Source organism: Prodigiosinella aquatilis, from assembly GCA_030388725.1.
Classification (GTDB): domain Bacteria; phylum Pseudomonadota; class Gammaproteobacteria; order Enterobacterales; family Enterobacteriaceae; genus Prodigiosinella; species Prodigiosinella aquatilis.
The window spans coordinates 1,141,834-1,165,948 of the sequence record CP128857.1 but is presented as its reverse complement, the minus strand read 5'-3'; the positions used below and the strand labels follow the sequence as shown (position 1 = coordinate 1,165,948).

General features: G+C 49.0%; 26 protein-coding genes and 2 pseudogenes. 6 read left to right on the top strand and 22 right to left on the bottom strand.

What is annotated here, in order from left to right; genetic code table 11:
- The first annotated feature begins 5 nt into the window (after positions 1-5).
- The gene (locus PCO85_05505) at positions 6-692 is read left to right on the top strand and encodes a hypothetical protein (protein ID WJV54884.1); all 687 of its coding nucleotides are present in this window, start codon (positions 6-8) and stop codon (positions 690-692) included.
- A 172-nt stretch (positions 693-864) separates the two neighbouring features.
- Here PCO85_05505 and PCO85_05500 read toward each other — a convergent pair whose 3' ends face one another.
- Together PCO85_05500 and PCO85_05495 are read right to left on the bottom strand one after the other, a co-directional pair.
- Positions 865-1,074, bottom strand: coding sequence for a hypothetical protein (locus PCO85_05500; GenBank protein WJV54883.1), 210 nt, complete (start codon positions 1,072-1,074; stop codon positions 865-867).
- Positions 1,075-1,111: 37 nt separating this feature from the next.
- Positions 1,112-1,327, bottom strand: coding sequence for a type II toxin-antitoxin system RelE/ParE family toxin (locus PCO85_05495; protein WJV56004.1), 216 nt, complete (start codon positions 1,325-1,327; stop codon positions 1,112-1,114).
- Positions 1,328-1,807: 480 nt separating this feature from the next.
- Between PCO85_05495 and PCO85_05490 the strand changes: the two are divergent.
- Positions 1,808-2,023 (top strand): annotated as a pseudogene (locus PCO85_05490) (IS3 family transposase).
- Between the two features lie 441 nt (positions 2,024-2,464).
- Here PCO85_05490 and PCO85_05485 read toward each other — a convergent pair.
- The 8 genes from PCO85_05485 to PCO85_05450 all read right to left on the bottom strand — a co-directional run bounded on the left by PCO85_05485 (position 2,465) and on the right by PCO85_05450 (position 9,696).
- Positions 2,465-3,349 carry a hypothetical protein gene (locus PCO85_05485; protein WJV54882.1) on the bottom strand — a complete coding sequence of 295 codons (885 nt, stop codon included), beginning with the start codon at positions 3,347-3,349 and terminating at the stop codon, positions 2,465-2,467.
- Between the two features lie 37 nt (positions 3,350-3,386).
- Positions 3,387-4,190: a sulfite exporter TauE/SafE family protein gene (locus tag PCO85_05480; protein ID WJV54881.1), complete on the bottom strand. Its 804-nt coding sequence runs from the start codon at positions 4,188-4,190 to the stop codon at positions 3,387-3,389.
- Positions 4,191-4,778, bottom strand: coding sequence for a hypothetical protein (locus PCO85_05475; GenBank protein WJV54880.1), 588 nt, complete (start codon positions 4,776-4,778; stop codon positions 4,191-4,193).
- A 7-nt stretch (positions 4,779-4,785) separates the two neighbouring features.
- Positions 4,786-5,253, bottom strand: coding sequence for a CYTH domain-containing protein (locus PCO85_05470; GenBank protein ID WJV54879.1), 468 nt, complete (start codon positions 5,251-5,253; stop codon positions 4,786-4,788).
- 19 nt (positions 5,254-5,272) lie between these two features.
- On the bottom strand, positions 5,273-5,905 hold the full coding sequence (locus tag PCO85_05465; protein ID WJV54878.1) for an HD domain-containing protein: 633 nt from the start codon (positions 5,903-5,905) through the stop codon (positions 5,273-5,275).
- A 97-nt stretch (positions 5,906-6,002) separates the two neighbouring features.
- Complete coding sequence (locus tag PCO85_05460) at positions 6,003-6,746, bottom strand: phosphocholine cytidylyltransferase family protein (GenBank protein ID WJV54877.1); 744 nt, start codon at positions 6,744-6,746, stop codon at positions 6,003-6,005.
- Positions 6,747-6,778: 32 nt separating this feature from the next.
- Positions 6,779-7,393, bottom strand: a complete 615-nt coding sequence (locus PCO85_05455; GenBank protein WJV54876.1) for a gamma-glutamyl-gamma-aminobutyrate hydrolase family protein — start codon at positions 7,391-7,393, stop codon at positions 6,779-6,781.
- Complete coding sequence (locus tag PCO85_05450; GenBank protein WJV54875.1) at positions 7,390-9,696, bottom strand: PEP-utilizing enzyme; 2,307 nt, start codon at positions 9,694-9,696, stop codon at positions 7,390-7,392. The genes PCO85_05455 and PCO85_05450 overlap by 4 nt, the downstream gene beginning before the upstream one ends.
- A gap of 845 nt (positions 9,697-10,541) precedes the next feature.
- Between PCO85_05450 and PCO85_05445 the strand changes: the two genes are divergently transcribed.
- Complete coding sequence (locus PCO85_05445; GenBank protein ID WJV54874.1) at positions 10,542-10,757, top strand: hypothetical protein; 216 nt, start codon at positions 10,542-10,544, stop codon at positions 10,755-10,757.
- A 34-nt stretch (positions 10,758-10,791) separates the two neighbouring features.
- Here the strand turns inward: PCO85_05445 and PCO85_05440 are convergent.
- Positions 10,792-11,007, bottom strand: a pseudogene (locus PCO85_05440) (IS3 family transposase).
- A gap of 412 nt (positions 11,008-11,419) precedes the next feature.
- A complete protein-coding gene (locus tag PCO85_05435; GenBank protein ID WJV54873.1) occupies positions 11,420-11,857 on the bottom strand; it encodes a bifunctional diaminohydroxyphosphoribosylaminopyrimidine deaminase/5-amino-6-(5-phosphoribosylamino)uracil reductase RibD in 438 nt (145 codons plus the stop codon).
- 118 nt (positions 11,858-11,975) lie between these two features.
- Between PCO85_05435 and PCO85_05430 the strand changes: the two genes are divergently transcribed.
- The gene (locus tag PCO85_05430; GenBank protein ID WJV54872.1) at positions 11,976-12,344 is read left to right on the top strand and encodes a hypothetical protein; all 369 of its coding nucleotides are present in this window, start codon (positions 11,976-11,978) and stop codon (positions 12,342-12,344) included.
- 29 nt (positions 12,345-12,373) lie between these two features.
- Here PCO85_05430 and PCO85_05425 read toward each other — a convergent pair whose 3' ends face one another.
- The 5 genes from PCO85_05425 to PCO85_05405 are packed head-to-tail and all read right to left on the bottom strand — an operon-like array spanning position 12,374 to position 17,067.
- Complete coding sequence (locus PCO85_05425; GenBank protein WJV54871.1) at positions 12,374-13,900, bottom strand: conjugal transfer protein TraG N-terminal domain-containing protein; 1,527 nt, start codon at positions 13,898-13,900, stop codon at positions 12,374-12,376.
- A 12-nt stretch (positions 13,901-13,912) separates the two neighbouring features.
- Positions 13,913-14,266: a hypothetical protein gene (locus tag PCO85_05420; protein ID WJV54870.1), complete on the bottom strand. Its 354-nt coding sequence runs from the start codon at positions 14,264-14,266 to the stop codon at positions 13,913-13,915.
- Positions 14,263-15,681, bottom strand: coding sequence for an integrating conjugative element protein (locus tag PCO85_05415; GenBank protein ID WJV54869.1), 1,419 nt, complete (start codon positions 15,679-15,681; stop codon positions 14,263-14,265). Before PCO85_05415 ends, PCO85_05420 begins: the two co-directional genes overlap by 4 nt.
- A 10-nt stretch (positions 15,682-15,691) precedes the next feature.
- Positions 15,692-16,666 (bottom strand): TIGR03756 family integrating conjugative element protein, encoded by a 975-nt coding sequence (locus tag PCO85_05410; GenBank protein WJV54868.1) that lies wholly within the window; start codon positions 16,664-16,666, stop codon positions 15,692-15,694.
- Entirely contained in the window at positions 16,663-17,067 is a 405-nt protein-coding gene (locus PCO85_05405; GenBank protein WJV54867.1) for a TIGR03757 family integrating conjugative element protein, read from the bottom strand. The genes PCO85_05410 and PCO85_05405 overlap by 4 nt, the downstream gene beginning before the upstream one ends.
- A 301-nt stretch (positions 17,068-17,368) precedes the next feature.
- Here PCO85_05405 and PCO85_05400 point away from each other — a divergent pair, with 301 nt between their 5' ends.
- Positions 17,369-17,620: a type II toxin-antitoxin system Phd/YefM family antitoxin gene (locus PCO85_05400; GenBank protein ID WJV54866.1), complete on the top strand. Its 252-nt coding sequence runs from the start codon at positions 17,369-17,371 to the stop codon at positions 17,618-17,620.
- The gene (locus PCO85_05395; protein WJV54865.1) at positions 17,617-17,904 is read left to right on the top strand and encodes a type II toxin-antitoxin system RelE/ParE family toxin; all 288 of its coding nucleotides are present in this window, start codon (positions 17,617-17,619) and stop codon (positions 17,902-17,904) included. Before PCO85_05400 ends, PCO85_05395 begins: the two co-directional genes overlap by 4 nt.
- A gap of 141 nt (positions 17,905-18,045) precedes the next feature.
- Here PCO85_05395 and PCO85_05390 read toward each other — a convergent pair whose 3' ends face one another.
- The 5 genes from PCO85_05390 to PCO85_05370 are packed head-to-tail and all read right to left on the bottom strand — an operon-like array spanning position 18,046 to position 24,112.
- Positions 18,046-18,444: a hypothetical protein gene (locus PCO85_05390; GenBank protein WJV54864.1), complete on the bottom strand. Its 399-nt coding sequence runs from the start codon at positions 18,442-18,444 to the stop codon at positions 18,046-18,048.
- On the bottom strand, positions 18,441-21,260 hold the full coding sequence (locus PCO85_05385) for a conjugative transfer ATPase (GenBank protein WJV54863.1): 2,820 nt from the start codon (positions 21,258-21,260) through the stop codon (positions 18,441-18,443). The genes PCO85_05390 and PCO85_05385 overlap by 4 nt, the downstream gene beginning before the upstream one ends.
- A complete protein-coding gene (locus PCO85_05380) occupies positions 21,260-21,667 on the bottom strand; it encodes a TIGR03751 family conjugal transfer lipoprotein (GenBank protein ID WJV54862.1) in 408 nt (135 codons plus the stop codon). The genes PCO85_05385 and PCO85_05380 overlap by 1 nt, the downstream gene beginning before the upstream one ends.
- A gap of 52 nt (positions 21,668-21,719) precedes the next feature.
- A complete protein-coding gene (locus tag PCO85_05375; GenBank protein ID WJV54861.1) occupies positions 21,720-23,243 on the bottom strand; it encodes a TIGR03752 family integrating conjugative element protein in 1,524 nt (507 codons plus the stop codon).
- Positions 23,240-24,112, bottom strand: coding sequence for a TIGR03749 family integrating conjugative element protein (locus tag PCO85_05370; GenBank protein WJV56003.1), 873 nt, complete (start codon positions 24,110-24,112; stop codon positions 23,240-23,242). The genes PCO85_05375 and PCO85_05370 overlap by 4 nt, the downstream gene beginning before the upstream one ends.
- Between the last annotated feature and the right edge of the window lie 3 nt (positions 24,113-24,115).

The window sequence follows — 24,115 nt, the reverse complement described above, 5'->3', positions numbered from 1 at the left end:
CATGAATGCATAAGATCATTGAAGTTCAGAAAAAGGAAATCAATGAGCTGTATAGTAACTACACTACTATGCTCATGTCCTTCTTAAATGAGGAATGTGATTTTGATGAGGTACATTCTACCGGTGAGTCATTGTTTAGTTATCTTGAACAATGCACAGCACAAAATAACTCATCAGAAAACCTCAAAGAGTCTACTTGGAATCAATGGCTTGCAGAAACATGTATTGATATTCTTGAGTTAATATCTCAGCATTACCAGGTCTATAGAATGCAAAAGAATGACAATACATTATCACCAAGCTCAACGGCTTTTGCGGCGATGCAGCGACTAGTCAAGAGTTATGACCGTGATAAAGCAAAACTTATTCTCTGGCAATTTAAAAAAATGAACTTGCCAGTCTACGGCTTTGATAAAAAAGGGAAAAGCCATATGACAAAAACACACGAAAGATGGGCCGCTTTTGGTTTTGGGATATTTTTCATTATATTTTTGCTGACCGTAGCAATATTTATACCTAACCCTTCACAATTTCAATATACCCTTTTTAGGATTGTGCTATCACTAGCAGCCGCAGGATTCACAACTTTTGTCCCTGGTTTTATTGAAGTTAAATTTTCAACTTGGTTAAGAGCCGGTGGTGCCCTTGCAATATTTGCAGTTGTGTATTGGATAGCTCCAGCTGCGTTATAAAATATGGTTCGCACAATGACGTTATGCTAAAGAGGCCACTGCGGGAGGAATTTTCGCAACGGCCTTATCAATATATGGACATTTCTAACGAGCCACTGATTAGACAATTTATTGAGCTTTGACATAAAGGTCAGTTACAATGGAGAAAAATATAATATAAAAACAATACTTTTCATCGACCAAACCTATCATTAAACCGTTGATTACTGACTCTACGACTCATTTTGCTGTTGCAGTTAGGGCACAAATGTTGCTTTTTACCTTCGATCGTCCAAGTGTAGTATTTTCTTTTAAAACCTGTGCCACAAACATCACAACGGCTTGGTTTAAAAATCGCGCCAAGAATAACAAGTAAAACAATCCCACCGATGACCCATTCCATGACATCTCCCAATGAAAAAGCCCGCATACTGCGGGCTTCAGTCGTATACTTCTCGCCAGTGGCCAATAGTGGCTGCGAGAATAACCAGCTCATCATTCCTAATTTCACACAAAATCCGATAATCTCCCACCCGATAGCGCCAGAACTCACACAGATCCCCTTTGAGCGACTTCCCGGACTGACGTGGATCAACTAAAGCAACAGTCCTCAGGTCCATGAAATCCACAATACTTCGCGCATTCTGCTTGTCCATCTTACGTAACGCTTTGAGCGCCCGGTTGGAATAATTAATCGTCCAGACCAAGTGACTTCCTCACGTCTTCCGACGAATGAACTGATTCATCACCATGTCGGACTCGCGCTACTGCTTCAGCCGATAGGTAGTGGGGTCTGAAGCCCAATCGTACGAAAACGTACGCTAAGTATTTTTGCTCGATGACAGACTCATTACCATCCTCTTCCGTGAATATGTCTTGCCTTCAAGTATACGATTAACCTGAGCAATGTCCTTTGCACCAACACGAACGAAAATTTCCTCGGCTGAATATTCTTTGGCAAGTTCGCATATCGATCGTACCTGCTCAATCGATAATCTGTCATCGCGGCCACAAATTTGAGCAATAGCCCAATCACTATCTCGCCATTTTTCTGCTGCCCAAGGTACAGGGAGTCCCTTCCTCGGATGCTCTTTGAGCCATTCATTAACGATTCTATCCCGCTCATCTGACATGGTAAAGGCTGTTCACCGGATAATGCGGCCTGTGAAAGGTTCTTTGGTCGCCTGAAAACGGAAATGTACTATGGTCATGAGTGGTCAGGCGTGACACCTGAGCACTTTATGCAGCATGTTGATGCCTATATACGATGGTATAACGAACATCACATCAAGTTGTCGCTGGGAGCACTCAGCCCGGAAATGTACCGTCGACAACTCGGCATCGCGCAATAAAACCGTCCAAGAAAACATCCGCATCCCCATTACCGTCTTATATCACTGGCGCTAACATCGGAGATTGAAGTGGTTTACTGAGTTTGGCACCAATTACTACATGCAGTGGTTTATAAACTGAATTTAGCCACTAGATGTAGTATCGCCGCCCGGGTAATGCCCGGACGGAGGGGGGCAAAAACAGGGGCAGAGCGGCCTGTGTTTGACTGGTACACTTCCGAAGACCTGTCTATAGTAGGGGTCTGAAGCTCAACCATACGAGAACGTACGTTAAGTACATTTTTTGAGCAATTCATGTGGGTAATGAATCTATGTAAACCAGTTCGTCGATTAATATTCTGATGACGGAAATTTCTGGGGTTCCGGCGTAGAACCCCAGACAGGAGGGGGCATCATGCTACTTAAGGAGACTACCTGTTCTCATGCTGGCAGAAGTTGAGCTCAAATGGTTTCGAGTTCCAAAATCTCTTGGGTATTTTGCTCAAGCATCATGGAAAGTTTGGAACCAAGCCACCGTCCAGCACCTGGATAAACCAGCTCTTTGCACGCACCTTCAATCACTGTAAACAGAAATTCCTCAGCCTTTTTATGTGATTTCTTCATGTCATGGTACTTCGGAGTGTCCAGCGTGTAAGAGCAGCCAACGATAAATGGGATTTCTTCGTTGTCATATAAGCAGCATTCAAAATCGAATGTGATCCGGCGCTTATCCGACAGGATGATTGTTCCAGGATAAACACGATGGCTGTGCATACGGTAAGTTTCAAGCTCAGTATCAGGAGCAAGGCCAATATTGCTGAGTTCAGGGAAAATGTTTGCAAAATATTTTAATGATGTGGATGGGCGCTCTTCGTTGAGATATATTTTTCGCTTAACCTCAACGTAGCCATCCAATATGCCTTGATCATTTAACGCGATTTTTTCTTCTACTTCAGTTTTCCCGGTAATACCTTCGGCAAAATCAAGGCGGGAGCCCAGCACGCGATAAGTATTGCGACCTAATTCTTTAGCAGTCAGTGATACCGGGTAACTGATTTTACCATTGACTACGCGACTGTTTTGACGGATAAGAAAACCACGCTTCCTCAGTGTAAGGTTAGGTGTATCGAAGTACTCTTTAACTTTATAAACTTCTTCGAACGGGTTATCACTGTCTTCAACCTCAAAACCGTAGAAGTGGCTTGCCTGTTTAATTTTATCCCAAACTTTTTTATATCCCTCAAGCCGCGATATTTTAAAATGGTCATTTTTCAACAATGCTTTAAATTCACGGGAATTAACTTCCTGCATTGGTTTCCAACGCTCAATGTTCTTTTCAAATAGCATTTTTATCTCCTAGTTTTTAATATGAACATATCCATATTCAATGGAATAAGTTTGTCTTCATTAACCCATCAATGAAGAATATTTTTGATGAAATAACATACATAGCCACGGCGTAAATTATATTAAACTTACGTTCATTCATGTTATCAAGTAATCTGCCTCCCAGCAGAGTTCCAATCATCGACGCGAAGACCATCGCGCTAACAGCCCATAGAATGGACTCACTTCCTGTTTTACTCCCTGTATCGGAAAGGAAGCCATAAATTATCGCTATGACAGCTGGGATTTTGATCAGATGTAGGCTGAACTGGCAGGCTGTTGAAGTAGCAACTATTTGTTGTCTGGTCAGGTTAGTTTTAAGGAAATAAGGTGCAAGAACTGCTCCATTTGCTCCAAAAAGCATGCTTACGGGAGCAGAGAAAGTCCCTACAAGATAAAAATTAACCGGCCGGGACATTCCTGAAACATTTCTCCTACTCCCCGAATAAGTGCTCCAGAAAATCACGGCACCAACCACCATCATGAAATAAGGAGAAACATCATCATAATCACTGAACAAGTGATAAAGAATGAATGTCGATAGTGCGATCGCAGGAAGTGCGCCTGACATATACTTTAGCCACACAATTACATCAATGTTTCGCCAGTAGGCTATAAGACGGGTAGCATTGCTGACCAGGCTTACGCAAGCATGCATAGGCAGAACAAGGCGCGGGTCGGGTAAAATGGTATAAAGGGCGCTTAATAATAAAACTCCTCCAACACCGGTAGTTGCCGCAATTGCTGATGTACCGGCAGACAGTAAGGCTAACGCCCCAGCCAGCTCCCACGATATCAACATTTAATGCCCCTCGCCTGAAACCAGACTGACTGTTTTCGTGTCAGAAATTACTTTATTCTTCAGCAACCCTGAAGCAGACAGGCGCGATCTTATATATTCTACAGCATCGTGTAGTGCATCTTCACCGTTGCTTTCGTAGATATAGTCAGCCCTTGATCTCAATAAGTTATCAAAGAGAGTTCGAATGAAATCAAGTTCATTAACATCTGCTTTTTGCTTGAATTTCCGCTTAAGGTAGCGTTCAGCTAATATGCTTTTGTCAGCAGTGCAAAATAACGTGATATAATTTTTTGAGAGATAGCTGTCTAATACATCTTTCTCTTGGGACGTAAACGGATTTGGTCTCTTCCATAACTGGCTGTATACCGCTTCACTGTAGTGTGATCGGTTAAATATCACCCCACTGTTAAACATGTATTCCCGCATATAACGGTCAAACTGTTCTCCATCCTGGTGCCCAAGCATTATGCAATCAAAAGGTACCAGGTTTGAACGGATCTCATTAATAAGTGTCGTTTTTCCGCTGCATTCTACGCCTTCAATAATAATTCCCTTAATATGAGAATTTGGCGCTAAGATACTATCCATTTTAATCTTACTCCCAATGACTATAAGGGTGCTGCCCGATGTAAGAACCGTAATATCTATGGTCATGAGTGACGTCTTCCCCTATCCAGTCTGGCAAGGGGATAGTTTCATCTTCCCGGGTCATTTCAACCTCAGCAAAGCACAACCCTTCATTTACACCTCCAAAAATATCCACTTCAAGTATTAACTCGTTAACCAAAACCCTGTAGCGCGTCTTTTCTATTATATTTCCCCGCGCTAAGTCCGATAGCATCTTGCACGCATCTGGGTAAGGGATACGGTAGTCATATTCCTGACGTTTTAACTCACCCGCACTCTTGACAGTTATCCATGCTTCTTTATCAATAACCCGCACTCTTATTGAGTTTATTTTATTATCGACAGTCAGATAACCCTGAATGATTTTCTGTGTATTAACAATATAATCACGCCATTTATCTGACGTGATCAGAAACTTGCGCTCTATTTCAAACATTGGCTTTTGATCCTGGATATTAAAGGGAATTTCGGAGTTCTTTATTCAGGTCATCTGGGGAAAACTCAAGGTTTTTGAAAATATGACGTTCGAGTTCCTTTTCCTGCTCATATCTTTTATCCCATGAAACTCCATGTTTTTCCCAGCTTTCGCGATAGGTTTCACGTAAATAATCCAGTCGGGCATCAAACGAGACAATTTCAACAAACTGCACACGCCAGTCTGCATAATGAAGTACCTTGAGCTCAATACCTCCCTCAAGATAGCAGGGGTTACCCGTTGAACCTATCATTCCAAGGAAAGCAGCAAACTCCGGATGCGTTTCTTTAAACATGTCTGATACAATTAATGTTTCGTGAGTATTTTTATATTGCTCTCTTAACTCTTCCCAGATTTTCAACTCCTTATTTGTTGGGTAATACCCCCACTCCGGCTTAGGGTCCAGAGACTTAAGAGATGCTGCTTTAAATGCATCGTGCAATAAGCAACCAGCCTCAAGTAGTGGGATATTTATTTCAACCCCAGAATCATGCAACTGACGACCAATTAATAAACCTACCTCAGTGACCTTTTCGCAATGATTTCGGATAGGGGCTGGTACAGAATAATCTTCAAAAACTTTATAGCATTGTTCAACTGATGGGATTTTCATAACATTTTTCCTTAAACTCACTGTAATAAGAAGACTTTTCTCGTTGAGAACAGGCCGGTTAGTAAATAGTTAAGCCGGGCTGAAATTTTTAAAACCCCTAAAAACCAGGAATATCTTTATATATTTCTTCATAAAGCTTGATGTCCTCCGGATGATCAACTTCCCCCCATATTCCTTCCAGAGGTATGGCTGAAACTGGCAGATCATATTGGATTAGCATGCTAAATAAGGAGGTCATATCCAGGTTGTTGATGGCTTCCATACCCGCAGCATCGGCGATGCACGATTTGATTGCCATCCATCCCTTAGCAGTGATCCTGAAAAGCCCCATATACTGCCCGTCAATACGGTCAGAAGAGCTTGCTCGTCCACCAATTCTATCCAGTATACGATGCTGGACGGTCTGAATATCTGAGTCATTAGCCTTGCTTAGTGACTGGCTATCACTGAGCTGAAAGTTCTCAGCATCAGAATAGGGATCGCTGAATCTGGCTTTCCATAATGCTAGCCAGTTTGGATCATAAATCAGTGCAATATCCTCACTGCTTTGCATCAACGACTCAACCGCACTGGCGGGGTAAAAGATATCGCCATAGCTTATAATGGTTGTAGACGTTGACAGTATTGGGTCTGCGCAATAAAGCGACCCGGCAATATTTGTGGTATCCCAGTGCGGATTACTAACCGTCCAGTCAAATCGATGATTTATCTCGTGGGACATATATCCTGTAACTGCACCAATTTCATTTAAACCAGCCAGTCGCATTGACTGCAATTGACGGTCCAGCAGGCTGCGCCCATTAACAATTACAGTGCACTTAGGCGCAGCTTCGGTGAGCACCCCCAGACGTGATCCGCGTCCTGCCGCCAGTATTAATCCATGCAAGGTGTATCTCCATTCAATAAGGTGCGTATTAATGACAAATCGCTTTGCGAAAAAGGAACCTCACGTTCCGGATGCCACATCAATCCCATCCATTTACGTTCAGTGCAAAAAAAACCCTCAATAAGTCCATCAGGCGAAGCCGCAAACGACGTCAATGGAGCAGGCAGGCTACTTACACCATATTTATGAAAAGAGTTAACTTCGGCATGTTGCGGCCATGACACTGGATGCCTGCTAGCAACGTGCCCACAGACTTTGTTCAGCTCTCCTCCGCAAAATGCAACTAATGCCTGCATACCGCGGCAGACCCCCATAACGGGAATCTGTGCTTGCAGAGAATGTTCCATGCAGATTTTTTCTACCTTGTCCCTTTCAGTGACGTCACCAGAAATTGCCGAGACGTCTCCTCCCCCAGTCAGAATGATCAAATCAATCTTGTGTGAAGCGAGAATAAATTCCGCATGCTTAGCGACATTTGGCAGCAGCAGGGGAGATGCATTTAGATGATCAAGCAATAACAACCAGCTATTATCGAGGCCATCCCGGCATTCGTTTCTGTCAGCAATTCTGTCAGAACGCATAGTCAGTGCAACGCGCTTCATTCGATCACTTCAACCCGCTCAACAGAACAATCAAGCCGAAGCTTTCGGGCTGATGACCATGTATTGAATAGCGCTTCCCCCGCACCGATGATTGCCGGAACCTCAAGTTCTGCGGCTCTGATCGCCATGTGAGAATTAGACCCCCCGTATGCTGTGATTAGAGCGCCAATATCCTGGCTAAATAACCAGTCAAAGCCAGGGTCAGCGTTAGGGATCACCACTATTGCTCCTTTGAGATTTGCCTGGTCGGACTGCTTAACATTTCCCTCTGCTATTTTCCGGGTGATGAAATTTGGTCGGGCTGCGGGTATGTGAAATGCAGTGACTTCTTCTTTATCAGCAATCAGTGGTGGAAGCGTAAGCGCATGAGTTTCACGGTAACTTTCCCGGCCTCTGGACACTGAATGTTCAAGCGTTTTTTTCAGTCCGCTACTATTTGTTCTGGATTCAATAATATCGATGATATCGGCATGAGAAAGAGCATCAGCATCGAAGCCCAGTTTTGAACCCATTTCTTTAATGATATCCAGCACCTTTGATACGGAGCGGCTAAATATGAACTTAGCTTCTTCACGTGCAACAATGGATTGCTGAATAAACTCCATAAGTGCATAAGCACTGAGGTTCAGTCCTACTTTCTCAAGCGCCGTTTCCAAGACTCTTTCTTCATCAGGATCCAGATGCCACCCGGTGCGACGTTTTGCAAATGGCCACTCAGAAGACAGGTAACGTTCGGGATCCTGAGCATAAGAAGGCACACGGATGTCATACGTTCCTGGACGGAGGTGGCCGTATATTTTCAGAAATTCATCGCGCTCAAGCCGAGGCAGATCTTCAAGAAGCCGGGAAGCAGGGGCGCGTAGTGACGCCATAAAGTTGATGTATGTTCCTTCTGAAATAATTCCTTCGCTGACAGCTGAGCGAAGGATATCCATACCTATAAACGCTGAACGAGCAAGTGCGGCAAAAGGTGCTGTGCCGTACTTTTTGCATTCAGCGAGCATTTGATAAATCCTGGCGATGTCAGATACCGATGAGAGCTCACTTTCTTTCTGTAAATTGATAAGCTTATTAAGCTTTGTCTGGTCGGCCGCTATTCTTTTCCTGCCGCTTCCATACAGATAGCTTTGGGTGAGGCTGAGTAATGCGCTTTTTACAGAAGTTCTGTCGTTATCGGAAAGTCCTTCAAGCTTCTCCAGCTTTTTATCTATGTCAAAAGTGAAGCATGTTGGGATCACTTCAAATTCAACCTTGTCATGTAAATGAGGATTCGCTTCCAGCCTTTTGAGGCATGATGAAACGAACCGCTCACATACTTCCTGTGATAGATCTGCTGGGACAAGTGAATTGAAACTCGCCCGCACGTCTACGTAAGGAATGCCGTGAAGACTGACAATCAGAGGAATGTAACGGGTATCCCGATATCCGTATTTACGCCTCTCTGTCGCCCAGACCGAGTCCGTAATCAAAAACCTGTATAAAGACAGCGCAAGTTTCCGCGGTCTTACTCCAACGATTTCTGCCGGGTTCCAATCCGGCATAATGCCCAGCATCCCCTGCTGCCCGGACAGTCTGGAATCCGGGGCCAAAAACTCTGATGTAGCATTGCGGATTTGGCTGACAAGCTTTTGATGACTGTCTGCATCAAGCTCTGTAACCGGTGATGCGATAAAGGGTCTGACCTGCAACAGTACGAGTTCACCACTGGAGCTGATTGCAAATTCAATATCAATTGCCTGTTTATCGCAGAATGATTCCAGCTCACGAAGGAGGGATATTACACGCGTCAGGAGGCCATGATTTATATCTGCATTGCCAGCCGAAATATACGTATGTAGATTCGAACCACGCCCGGAGGTAACTAAAGAAGTATCATCACTCAGGGTGTAATTAATTACATCGTAGTGCGATCCTGTTCGTGGATCGCGGTTAAAAGCAACACCACTCATTTGAGTTTTTTTCAGAAAAGGCTGTACCAGAACCTTATCGGATGGATCTATCCGCCCATATGATTTAATGACGGCACTGACCGTTGATATGACAACCTTCTCGGAACGAACACATTTTTCAGAATGGAATGCCCCTGCGCCACTACCATTACTGGAATCTTCAAGCCCACAACTGGATCGAATGATAATATCCGCAGTCAGCATGTCAGAAGTCATGATTTCCCGCACAATACCTTCATGATTATCAACCCACTCTGTAACCGTGAATGAAAAAACAGGCAATACAATCCCTGTTTTTAATTTTCCGTGTAGTTGTTCAAGTGTGTCGGATTTTGTTTTGAATTCGAGTTTCATTTTTTATGCCCAACCAGAAATTAGCGTCATGCTTCATCATAATATTTGTTCATGTTATGCACGGTTTAAGGGGCTGGAATTCAATATATGAATAGCCCATCAAGTGTGTTACATTTCATTCCGAGCATAACGCTGATGACATCCTTGCCTGGCGAGAAATAAATTAATCATTACTTTCATGTAGATAGCCAAGAAAGGACTCTTCTTTCAAGAGGTGTCAAATATTGCAAGGTTTTATTTCAAAATGATTACAGTTAAGTTTCAGTGCATTATAAATACGGTTACTTTCTCATTTCGGACTAGTTTTTAACTCCAAACTAACTGACATTTAAGGTGGAATAGTTTGATGTAATTTAAAAAAATAAATTTAAACCCCGAAAAAACTCATATATAGTATTTGTTTATTTTTTAAATAAAGCCTGATCAGGTATGCGGCAAGTCCAAAAAATAGCTATTTAGAAAGCAAGGCCTTAAAGGAGCAAGATTAGCTGCAACCTAAGAATAGATCAAAAAACAATCAACGCTCCGACTAAAGAAATATCAACGCGAACAGTTTTCACACAACCTGCAAAGGGTGGTGAGTCAGGAGGAACTGGTGATTAATTTGAGTTTAAATAGTCCTGTGATGCATAGATTTAAATGCGAATTGATAGAAATTGATGCGAAAAGTATCTACTGCCTCTGATTGCTATATATAGAAGAGCCTGCTTACCTTCACCGGTTTAGATGACTGAGTTCTGCTCCCTGGTATCTTATCAGTGATAAAACAGATGCTGATCAAAACAGCCTAGATACACATCTTGATATTCATGTCGGTGCTGTTATCAGTCAGGCTGGAAAGCTGCTTGGCACTCGCATTATTCAGACAAATCAAACTGGCTATCTGGAACTGCTTGACTGGACGCGATCTCTTGGAATTCTCAAACGAGCCGGCATCGAAGGAACCGGAACGTTATGGTGCTGCATTAACACGTTTTCTCATTAAAAATGGTCTTTATATTGTTGAAGTCAACCGACTAGACCGCTCTAAACGCCGCCTTTGTCAACGCCACGATCTTTGACCGTTAGGGGGTGTGGATGTTTTCCTGGATTGCTTTATTGTGCGATCCCGAGTTGCCGACGGTACATTTCCGGGCTGACTGCGCCCAACGATAATTTAATACGCCGTTCGTTATACCACCTGATGTAAGCATCTACATGCTGCATGAAGATTTCAGGTGTTATGCCCAACCATTCGCGACCATAATACATTTCATTTTTTAACCTGCCGAAGAACCCTTCACATGCAGAATTATCTGGCGAACATCCTTTACCATGTCAGATGAGCGGGATAGAATCGTTAGTGAATGGCTCAAAGAGCATCCGAGGAAGGGACTCCCTGTACCTTGGGCAGCAGAAAAATAGCGAGATAGTGATTGAGCTATTGATCAAATTTGTGGCCGCGATGGCAGGTTATCGATTGAGCAAGTACGAGCGATACGCGAACTTGCCAAAGAATATTCAACCGAGGAAATTTTCGTTCGTGTTGGTGCAAAGGACATTGCTCAGGTTAATCGTATACTTGAAGGCAAAACATATTCACGGATTGAGTAGCGTGGAGCATTACCAGAGCAGAAAATCAATCAGCTAACAATATCGTCAACTCAGGCGCATTTTCCGTTCGCTGCTGGCTAACAAGCAGCGTATGCCCTTCGGCTTTATGGGCGTTTTACCGAACAGGCCGCTAACATAGCGTTTCGGAGCTGATAAGGTAGGGAGAAAGCCACGCTTTTACATCTTCGGCTAGTATGCCCGTTTCGACATCTATACCAGCACTTTTTAAAATTTGTATACCAGCACCCTGATTACGAGGATCGGTATCGAGGATACCGACTACAACTCTCTTGGGTCTCTGATTCGATAACGCTATTGCACATGAGGGGGTCCTCCCGGCAAATGAGCAGGGTTCAAGGGTGACATACACGTCACACTCGCTGAGATCGCCTGTGAAAAGCGATAACGCATCAGCTTCTGCATGATATCCTCCGGGCTCACGCGTATATCCCTCCGCCACAATTTCGCCATGACGAACTATCACACACCCTACAGGTGGGTTAGGCAGACAATTTGGCAGAGCTTGTTGTGAAATACAGAGCGCCTTTGCCATAAATTTCTTATCCATTTCACCTCTATTCTCTCTATGTCCCGAAGTAGAACAAACTACAGCAGTTTTGGCACAATGCGTACAGAGCATTGTCTCTTATTAGGTTAATAAAACTGGCATTGCTAAAAAGCTGAGTATGAGTAAAGAAACTTCATATCGTTATCTCAGAACAAGGATTGAAAACGGTCGCTTTTCAAGCATAATTATATTAACCTGTAAAAATAGTTACTTTTTTAAAAAGGATATTATTTTGAAAAGTAAGCAAAATTTTCTGAAAGATGAAAAATCCGACTGGGACATTGAGCTGGGTTTACTTGAGCAAAATTCTTACTCCGCTGATTTGAAAGAAGCTGTAAGTGCTACTTTCAAAGTAGCAAGTACTGTGCTTTCTTTTTTACCGAATAAAAAAAGTGACAGTTCTACCCTTACTGACAAAGCCTATTCTGAACACCTGCGATATTCTTGGGAAGATCGCCCCTATGAGTCTGAGAACCGAGAATTATAAAGGCCAAGCTTGTCCTGGCCTTTATTTGATTATTTGGTACCTTTGCTTATCGCCGTCTTAGCTGCATCAACAGCAACCCGCCCTCCTGCTTCTCCAGCTGCTTGTGGCATTTTTCCCCCATCACTCATAGCCCTAGCCATATCGCCTACTTTTATTCCCACCCAGCTTAAAGTAGTGAGCCAGAACATCGGGAAAACAACATACATCATCCCCAACACCATATTCATGATCCAGCCATCACGCGGTGAACTCATAAATTCCACAAGAGGGGCACTAAGATTTAACATCCCCTGTTCTGCCATGGTTTGGTAGAGGATGGTAATGAGTCTGTCATCGAGCCATCCCGCCAGTTCCCACCAGAACGTGATGAACATCAGAGCAAACAGCGCAAACGAAATGGTCACCACCGTCTTCGGCTCATAGGCGCTGAACATCATCAGTACCGGGATCACAATGATGATCATCATTTCCAGGAGTGCCTGGATCATCGGCAATGCCTGTTTTAGCGCGTCAAAGCCGGGTAAGGCTTCCGCCTGCTTTAGCCCCAAACCTATTGAAGAGACAAGTCGGGTGACGTTGCCGGTCAACCCGGAGGCCGTATCACTACTACCAACAGCGTAAGTTTCTCCGCTACCCGATAAACCGACATTACGGGGACTCACCAGCCAACGCAGCGCCATCTCTTCCCACTGCGCTTTACTGAATTGCCGTTGCAGCCCTGTCCTTGTTGAATCATCGATATTGGCCAATACCCTTGTTTTGAGGCCGTTGGTACTGTCAGACCACCACTGTTTACAGGTCGGATAGCCGCCTTTTCCCACATTGGGATAGCCGCTGTCCCGGACGTTGTCATAAGGCCACTGACTGCGTGGTTCAATAGACGTGTAGTAGTCATAATAACCGGCTGTATTAAGAAAATAGCTGCTGCCAATCCACCCCACGGCGTTGATGGTGGCATCACTCAGCTGGCTGTTGCTGTTCTTAAGCTTAAAGTACGAACGGGAGTAGCACTGGTCAGCAAAATCCTGCACTTCCTGCAGCACGATGGGGTCCCGAATTTTGGTATTCTGCACGTCAAAGCGCAACTGACGGAGCTGGTCGCCACAGGGGATTGACGCAATCATCGCCTGCGTGATGCCTTTGGAAATCAAATGCAGAAGGTACCACCACACTGGCACCTCGGCCGTCTTTCCGGCGAAATCGTTGACCAGCCCTTTATAACCGGAGTTCTGTGGTGTGGGTACGCTAACCCCACACTGTTTCGCCCGCGAACTGTCAAATTTAATGGTGTTGATATCGACGGGCAGCAGCGGAATGCAGCAGAACAACATCACGCAAAATGACACGTAGAGTGCATGCTCAACCCGCGGCAATGCCAGAACACCTTTGTTACCCTCATCGGCCCCCTCTTCCCGCACCTTCAGCCAGATACCCAGCACTTTGAAAACCAGAGGAAGGGCGAACAATCCCGTACTGAGAAGAATGTTCCACAATGCGTTGTTCAGCATCCAACCGAACAACACCAGAAAATACTCCAGAAAACTATTAGCCGTCATGACATCCCCCCCTTATGCCAGTATGGAGCGCCAGGCGGCGAGTTCGAGAACCACGATAAACCCCACTGCCGTCCACTCCAGACGTCGAAGTGATCCCCTCAGAGACTTTTTAACGACCGCTGGGCGCACGAGACAAAACCAGACCCAACCCAGCACGACATACAGCGTCAGCCGCCACACAAACAGACCGTAGCGGCTGGCACTCAGCCAGTGCCGTACTTTTTGCCCATCCGGGTCAAATTCAAACAGCACTGAGGCGAACAGAAACAGACCGGTGGTCAGTGCCACCATCACCAGAAAAATCAGCACGAACTGGCCCGTCCGCCCCAAACGACGCTGCTGTTTTTGTGACGTCGGTGTCTTCATTGTTGCTCTCCTGATTTTTGACTCATGCTGCTAAAACCCTGGTCCTGGCTTCCGCTGTGCTGCTGCAGACGACTGTCCTGATTGCGTGCTCCCTGGCGTTCCAGGGTAGTGAGCAAGCTGTTATTGCTGATGGATTTCCTCAGCGCCATTTCGTTACTCAGAGCAGCAAGCTCCCGGTCCAACGCATCGATACGACGGTCACCTTCCGCCAGTGCTTCTGGCTGGTCAGCCGCATTCGGTTCAGACTGACCGGTGGTCAACATGCGGCGCATGGTCAACGCCTGCTCCACGGTGTCAGACATGGCCAGTTCTCCTGCGAGGCGCTGTACCAGTGCGGCGCTGTCCGGGTCATCTTTCAGGGACTGGATGACCCCGCGGGTCACCACCAGGCTGCCCGTTTTCAGTTTGGCCAGGTTATCGGCGGTGGGCGCTTCTGAGCCGCCGACCAGTTTGTCTAACTGCTTGAGGTTCTCTTTGGTGGCATCTTCAAGCATGGGGGAGAAACCTGTGCCGGCGACAGTGCTGCCGGCGGCGTTTTCATCTCCTCCGCTGCCGCATTCACTGGCCTCACGGCACGTCCGGATAGACCGGTCGCCCAGCACTTTCACCACGGCTGCCGCCGCATTCTCCGAGTTTGAGTAGCGCTGGCATACCGAACCGTTGCAACTGGATGCTCCCACGGTGCTGTTACTGGTGACCGGCAGGTTGTTCATCATGTTGTAGCCGGCTTTGGCGAGGTCATGCGTCGGCTTAATCGACGGTTGCCCTTTGCCACCGCGTTTCTGTCCCCCAATCCAGGTAGCCCCGTCCTCACCGGTCGCTTTCTGCAGTTTCTGGTCACTGCTGACCGCATCACCGTCACTTGAGGCGACGATGTTCTTGTACTCTTCGGTCACGGCCGCCTGCGTCCACTTGTTTCCCATCGTGTAGTCGGCCATTTTATTGGCCAGGTTCTGACAGTTCAGTTTGGCTTTATCAAAACTCAGGCCAGCCTGAAGCACACCGTTGGTCAGCATTTCATACAGACCCGGATTAGCACGCTGTATCACCATCGCCGGCATGCTGGCCACCGCGCCAGTGGCGCCCTGAATAACTGTACCCATCAGGTCTTTAAACCCGCTGGTCACGCCATTAAGCTGGTTACCCACCGTCGTTTTAATGTCGAAGTTGCCGCACATCAGGTCACTGCTCAGGCCACCGCTCATCCCCAGGCGCGTCATGCTGTTGCGGGAGGCGGGCGGAGATATCACCGAACCCCCGCCAATCGAATAAAACAGGCCATCACTGATAGCCCCGTTGGCGGAGACGCCACTTGCAGAGGCGGTGACCTCGGCATATGCAGACGAAACGCCGCCGGTCAAGATAACCAACAACGTCAGTGGCAGAAGCGGATGGGTTTGTTTTTTCTTTTTCATAGCGGAAGTCTCACGAAAAGTCGGTGCTGAAGAGGAAAGTCTGCCCGCGACGTTTGCAGCAGCTATAGGGTTGCCAAAGCGCCCAGGCGTAATTACCGTCCTCGGCCACAATTGCGCCGGTATCAGGGAAAACAGCACAGGTGGTCGACAACGCCGGAGAAAGGCGTTGCCATTTATGGTTCTGAGTACCGGTATTCTCTTCTACCGGCTCCGGGGGCCAGTAACCTGGTGACCGCTGACCAACGAGCGGCTGATAAACGTGAAGCTGGCCGGTGCGGGTGATCACATCGGCCACGCGCTGAGCGACAACGGCTGCAGATTTATAGCTGTCTTCCTGCGTGACAAAGCCGCTGCGCGGGTAAATATTGCCCCACATGTTGGCGCTTGCCTGACTGCCGAGTTCACGTTGACCAGGGATGAGTGCTTCCGGGTACAGGGCTTCAGGCAGACCACTGCGCCATACCAGAGCATCCAGCGAACTGACAAAGTAAGGAACAAAAGGCGTGGCGGCAGATTTGCAGGAATACCCGGCAATCTGTCCCCCGATAAGCGTGGTAGCCGGATGACCATAGGCATCGGCATAATGAAAATGCAGATTTTGTTTGCGCAGCCCGGGCGCTTTCATTTCCTGCTGGCCGCCACCGGCGCTGATGCCGCTAAGCGCGCCAATAATGCCACTTTCCCCGCTGCCGGCCGCATCACTGACGGTGGCCATTTCTGTCCAGGGATTATCCCCCAGGCCGGAATACGCAGATACCACGGCTTCCGGGATAAAATGCTCAACTTTTACCGACGTTTTGACAGAACAACCAAAGGGAGTACACAGCAACCAATAGCAGATCCCCTTCACCTTCCAGCTGATGCAGGATACGCTGGCCGCGCTGGAAATCAGGCTGGCGGTATTGACGCTGGCCATACACAGTCCGCTGCCAGTCAGCAGTGTGGCCAATAACAGCCGACGCGAACGCCACACGGAACGTGTCATTGGTTTGCCCCCCGCCAGTCCGTCATGTGCCGCATGGCCACATTGACGTCAGTGGTCCCGTAGACCACCCATTTATCGTCAAAAACAACCGCAGGGTATTTGGTCAGCCCCAGTGACCAGGCTTTCATCAGCCCCTGATACGCGCTGGCCAGTTGTTGTTGTTGCGATTTGAACGCTGACGAGCTCAGAACATCGCGGGCCTGCTTTTCGGCAAGGGCGGGATTTGCCGGTAAGGTGCCAAAGATACCCGTCTGCACACGCTCAGGCGCATCGAGGTACACCACAGGAATATCAGGAGAAGAAGAGGTAACGGGATGGGTGCTATCAGTATAAATGACCGTGCCGGCACAGGCACTGGCAGACAGGCACAGTGCCGGCAAACAGCTGGTGAGTTTTTTCATAGAGAACACTCCTTAAGCGGATAACCCGCCTAAGGTGCGTCGATACGGTATTCACGTCAGTAAACAACTCAATATCTGACAGTGAAAATTTATTCGGGTTACTCGACCGCTTCCTGGAGGGTAAGCCGGAACCCCAGTTACTGAACTAAAACCTCACAGCGGCCTTTTTGCCTCCCGTTTAATTTCCGCCGTACCTGGATATTCAGATAATTCTATCCATACTCAAACATCAAAAAGACTTGTTAACAGGTCCTTTTGGTTACATTGTAAAGACCTGTTAAACGGTCTTTACAGGTGTTATATGCCAAATATCATCCTAAGTGATACGAGTGCTAGTGTCAGCGAACTCAAGAAAAACCCTATGGCGACAGTCAACGCCGGGGAGGGCTTTCCAGTTGCCATACTTAATCGCAACCAACCTGCTTTTTATTGCGTCCCTGCCGAACTGTACGAGAAGATACTTAATGCACTCGACGATCAGGAACTGGTGAAGCTGGTAGCCGAACGCAGCCACCAACCCCTGCTTGATGTGGATCTGGATAGCTATCTATGAGCTACACAGTCAAATTCAGGGAAGATGCGCTGAAAGAATGGCAGAAACTGGATAAAGCCATTCAGCAACAGTTTGCAAAAAAACTGAAAAAATGCTGTGAAAATCCACATATTCCTTCAGCTAAACTTCGTGGAATAAAAGACTGCTACAAAATAAAACGTCGAATGTCTGGTTTTCGCCTGGCTTACCAAGTGATTGACGATAAATTAATTATCGCTGTTGTCGCTGTGGGTAAACGGGAACGAAACGATGTTTATAATCTGGCTAGCGAACGGATGAGGTAATGTTTCTGCCAGAAGTAAACCGGATCCTTAATCCTGCCGAAGGCTTCCTCTCCTCCCTTTAAAAACAAGCTAACGCGCCTGCGGCTTGTTCAACTGGCGTCGTCTGCCCAAAAGATTTGAGCAGTCGCCGCCAGTTTCCGATCACCCCTCGTTGAGCGTGACAACGTCCAGCGATTTCAGCAGCCACATCATGTCAGTGGCATCCGGCACATTGATATACCACCGGGCCCCCCGGGCATATTCATTATCATCTGGCCAGACCGAGTTACCAGCGAGGGTGATCAACAGATCCAGCGTGGTACCGGCCTTATCCCCCAGATGGATGGAAAGGCAATTGAGCATACCCACTCGGTGCGGCCGTATGGAGAGAGTCACCGGTGAATGCAGGCGCCGACGGATATTATCTTTCAGCTTCATCAGCTGACGGTGATCACTTTCACCAATATATGCATCCCCTTGCGGTGGCACATCAAACATGACGGTAAGACTCATTTCGTTATCGTTGACCACCGTCGGTGGTGACATTCCACGTCGTCTCATGCTGCCCTCATTTCAGTGAGTATTCCCCGAGCTTTGTCGAGCTTACGTGCCACATGGAACGCCGCATCCAGTTCACTGCAGTGATGTTCATTCATCAGTGCCCGCCGCTCCGCTTTCTCTTCTTTTTCCGTCATCCCAAGCGCCAGGTACAGGCTGGGAGGAACGGCCCTGAACAACGCCTCTACCCGTTTGGCCAGCACCACGCCTTCGGTATAGCACCGCGGCAGTTTGGTCGCCGACAGCAGCATGGCTTTTTGCTCCACGGTGAGTTTCTTAAAGCGAGAGATTTGCTCGACCTCATCCGGCGGCATGGTCAGGCACAGCCACCACTCGGCCATGTTAAGCATTTTTTCCGCCGTATCGGGGTAGTCCGCGAGGTTCTGTGTGGCCAGCCACAGCCAGGCGCCAAGCTTACGCCACATTTTCACCACCTTGGTCATGTAAGGTGAGAGCAGCGGGTTGGTGGTCACAATATGGGCTTCATCGATAACCATATTGATTTCCCGATCGAGGTACTGATCGCGCTCGGCAATATTGTTCACGGTATTGACCAGGGCAATGACGGCCACCGCCATCTGCGCTTCATAACCTTCACGGGCCAGCGTACCCAGGTCAATCAGCGTGACGTCCGCCTCTGGCCACGGCGTACCAGGACGGTTAAACAACTCACCCTCAAAGCCTTCGGTAAACATACGTAATGCTTCGGACATTTCTTCCGCACGCGCACGCCGGCTGGCCGTTCTGCGCTCGCGGCCGTCTGCGTCTTTCGCGTTATCACGCGCAATATTTTCCAGCGCATGCATCAAATCCTCTGGCAACATTTGACGACTTTCACCGAATGACGTGCGTGCCGCGGCTAAAATTGCTTCACGCAACATCCCACGGTCAGCACGGGTCATACGTGCTTCCTCTGCGGCTTCCCCGCCGGTGACCATCAAACGCGCCGCAATTTCCATCTCGCCCAGGATGTCACGTTTTTCATCCTCTTCATCATCGTCAGTGCCGGCATCGAGTTCTGGTAGTGCCGACTCATCCGTTACCAGCTCATCCGGTGATGCCTGCAGCAGCAGATGGGCATCCGCAAAGGGTGCCAGAGAGACCCCTTTCCCCGGCTTCACGCTGATTTTATTGACGGTCAGCCCCAGCGACTCACAGTAATCGGCAAACAGCCCGAAGGAGTTACCCGCTTCCAGCAGGAACAACCGTGATCGGTGAACCGCCATCAACTGAGACAACGCACTGCACAGCGTGGCCGACTTCCCGGAGCCTGTCGGTCCGAACAGCAGTAAATGTGCATTCTGCGTACGGTCGGTTTTGTTCATCGGGTCGAAGGTCAGCGGCGCACCACCGCGATTGAAGAAGGAGAATCCAGGATTGCCAGTGCCGGTGTCCCGGCCAAAGACCGGCAGCAGGCAGGCAAAATGCTGCACAAACGTCAGCCGACTGTACCAGTGATTTTTATCCACCGTCGGGTTAAAGCACATCGGCATCGCCCGCAGGTAACCGTTCAGTGGGGCCACATCATGTTCCGGATTCACCGGCTGTAGTCCTGCATTGAGCAGTTTGGCGCTGATATCGAGATAACGCTTGTCGAGGGTATCGAGATTGGGTGCCCGGATGAGAAAAGTCAGCGCCGCACGGTACAACTTATGCCGTTCCCCCAGGTATTCACGGGCTTTGTACGCATCCTCGCGGGCACGAGTGGACTCGATATTTTCGCCCATGGCATTGCGACCAAGACGATTGAACTCCTCTTCCAGCACATCCTGCGGTTGAACTATCAGCGTCATGGCAATCATGGTGCCTTCCGGCATCAGATCCATCAGGGTATTGATGTTCTCCCCCCGCCGGACTTCACCGGTCAGATGGCCGGTCTGGGGCGCGCGACGTAAACGTTCAACCGGTACCGCCTTGTGAGCGACGTTATCAAACCACCATACACCACGCTCGGCATCGCTGCGCGGGCGCGTAAACCACAGCGTTTCACTGAAATCATTGAGGATAGGCAAGCTATCTGGCTCGCCGTCGTCGTGCCGGGCGGCACGGTAGAGCACGTCCGGGGCGACCCATTGCGGGCTGGGGTTAAACCAGCGCAGCAACCAGCTGTGGATCTGTTCACCGTTTTGTCGCTCACAGCGAATACCGGCTCCAACCATGGCCGACGTCAGGCGGTCACATACCTGATTTAACATGATGGCCGGCGGCAACGGATCACGCGCATTCTTTTCGACGTAACGATAAATCACCATCCGTGTACGCCGGGTCTGGCCACGCCAGGGGGCACCGGTGACAATCTTGTCGTCAAAGAGCCCCTTTTCTACTGAGATGCTTTTCATATGCCGTTCGGTTTCGGCCAGCCAGGCCTGAGTAAACGGCGTTCCCTGCGCCCAGGGTTTCACATAACCCCGCAGCTTATCCATATACGCCGTGACATCGGTTTCATCCTGGCAGTAAAACTGCGCCACCCACTGGTTGCCATCGAGTTCCGGCAAGCTGTCCTGCAGCGCATCTTCCACCACGTCGCGGATCTCCTCCAGACGTTCGGCCGGGCGGCCTTCTGTGCCGACAGGGATCACTTCAAACACGGCACCGACGGAAACACCGTCATCAAGTAACAGGCATCGTCCTTCAGGGAGATATTCCCCCCAGGGCATATAATCGATAATAGAAGGCTGTTGGCTGTAGGCCCTGGCCTCATCACGGTGAGTAAACGTCCCTTCACGGCTGAATGGCTCATGCCCTTCGACAGCAAAAGGGCCGCTGCCGGTAAGGTGCACTTCAGAGGCGTCCGTTTGACGGCGAAACAATGAAAACATTACAGATCTCCTGTGCGTTCGCCCGGCAGGGCGTATTGGATCTGCCTGTAGAATGGAAATACGGTGCTATACCCCGGCACCGGCGCATTGCCCTCGGCGATGTGGGGGTAGACATACATCACCATGTCGGGATTAGGCAGACGCGGAAACGTCTGCTGAATTTCATTTTCCTGAGTACGGCTGTAGCTTTCCGCCATCGGCGTTGACGCAGTGCGTTCACGATCATTTAGCGCCCGACGCAAGGTCGCCCGACCCTCGCCGGTGGCATGAGTCGTCGAAGCCCCGTCATTCCACAACTCCAGCATGGTGCTGTCACCGGGTGGCAGCATGGCATCTTTACTGGTACTGCAACCGCTCAGCAGCATCAGTAACACTGCATACAGCAGCGGTGTTCTATTCTTTTTCATGCACCTGTCCACCTTTCTTGTAGAGTTCATCCGCTGAGACAAAGTCCCCTATTTAGTCCAGTCCCGTGCCAGCCTGGCTCAGGCTGAAGTCATACTTCACTTTGCGACCTTTCTCTTCATAATCAATCGCCAGCTGCCGGGTGATATGGACCGCCACCTTCATGCCCGGGGGCACATAGATGGCATCAAAGGTCTGGCCATAGCGGGCTTTCACCCAGTCCGCCATATCCCGCATCCCCCCGGAGACGGCTTTACCGAGGACAGACTGTCCGGCATCGCCCGTCAGCGTTGATGTCACACCACCATAAGCGTTCGTCTGCGCAGTATTTTGGTTCTGGGCCAGCGCATCGCCAGCGGCGCTGCTGGCAGAGAGCGCAAAGAGTGTGGGCAAATAGGTCGATGCGTTCGATTTCCGCTCGCCAGAGAGACAGGGAATACCGTTTTCATCTGACAGCCAGCCAATACTGCCAGCATTGTTGCCGTTGTTTCCGCCCTGGCTGTCGGTCTGCCCGGCAGGCCGTGGCAGGGTACGTACTGTGCCATCAGAAAAAACAAACGTGATGCTGGTCACCGAGCCGCGCACGCACGACAGCGTCCAGTCACCGGTCGCCGTGCCGGAGACAATTGCGCCCTGCACATCCGGCAGGTCGATACCGTTCGCGGTCAGGTTGTCTTTGCCAATAAGCACTTTGAAGGGATAAGGGTCGGTGACTTTTCCATCGATAGGGACGCGTCCGAGCAACGCGGTCATCGCCCGGCTGCCAATTAATGTTGAATTTTCAGGCAGGGTATATACCGGATCAACGGGGCCCTCGGCGGCATTATTGCCACTGAGGGTTTTGCCGGCATTGGTTTTATTGGCCAGTTCGGCTTTCTGACGGGTGATGGCATTATCATCCAGGAAGGAGGTCGCAAAGGAAAAACCGTTGGCAATGTTGGTATTCCCCTCTCCAACCGGTTTGCCGCTGGCATCTATCGCTACGCCGTCTTTAGGTTCAACCCACAGGAGACCATCGCTCCCTGTTGAGGGCACGGCACTCCCGACGCCTCCGCCATCGAGCCCCAACCCCACCGGGATATCACTGCCGATGGTAGAAGGATTTCCTGTCATCGTTCCCTGACCGCCGTTGCCTTTATCCTTCAATTTCTGCATGAGGTCGCCAATCTGTGCAGTCAGTGCTTGTACCTGGCCTTTCAGATGGCTTTGTTCTTTATCTGCCGTTGACTGCGCATTGATCACCGCCTGATTGATACGCTCATCAACGTTCTGATTGCTCTGCTGCAGGTTTTTATTTTCTTCCGCCAGAGCCTTGTTGTCGGCGTCAAGCTGGTTTTGCCGCTTCGTCACCGTCTTCAGGCTGCCGACCAGCGTGCGCAGGGTGTCCTGAGGCGTGTCCCCTTCAATGCCCATCGCCTTCATGTCCTCCGGCGTCAGGTCAGGCACTGCCGTTCCTGCATTGGCCTGCGCGTTTTTCTCCCCACCATCTGTTGAGCAGGATTTGACACCAATGAACACCGTGCCGAGGATAGCCAGCGGCACCATGAGTTTGACCAGACCATTGGATTTTATTTTCATTTACGGGTACTCCGCGTCTTTTTACCGTTGACCAACGGCACGACGGGTTCGGACAAGAATGCGCTTTCCGGACGGCCTTTCGTCACCAAATACAACACCGTGGTATCCTCGGGCGTCCCTGCATTCCCTAACCACCGGTGCTGAAAAGTCGCCGAGACAAACTGCCCCTCCAGTTCCCGGGGATCAAGAATGACTTTTGTCGCTGCCGTGTTACGCACCTGCAGGGCAACGACGCTGTAACCGTTAAGGCCCCAGGCCGCCAGCGGACTGACGGTCACTGGCGCTGAGGGATAGAGAGTAGTGATCCGGGAAGGCACTTTAAGCGCGACGGTACTGATACCCGGCACCGCCTCCACGGTGCGCAGTGGGCCGTAGAGGCTTTGTGCGGCATAGCGAGTCAACGCCACCGGTAACGGAGCATTCAACTTTGCTGGCTTGCGCCGTTCTGTCATCGCTTCATTCTGAGTCGATACCGATTGACCATGGCGACTTCCGGTACCGCTGACCTGAGTTTTGTCGCTGGCCGACGCCGATGACACGTCGCCGTCATACACCACCTGAACCGGTTCGCGGGTCGTTTTTCCCACCGCGGCGCTGACATCGAGCAAAATGATTTCGCCGTTTTCCTTGTTCTGCAACTGCAGACGCGTCACAGGAAAGGCATCACTGGCATCCAGATAGACCGCGCCCCCGCTGCTTTGTACTCTCAACTTGCCGTTAAGGGAGGGTGGGAACCCGACCCGCACGTTTTTATCCACAAACACGATCCGCTCTTGCCCCACGTTGAGAGGAATTTGCAGAGGGATCCGCTCCCACTTCATCAGCTCCACGGCATGAGCCACACCAACCGTTGTCATTATCAGTCCCATCGC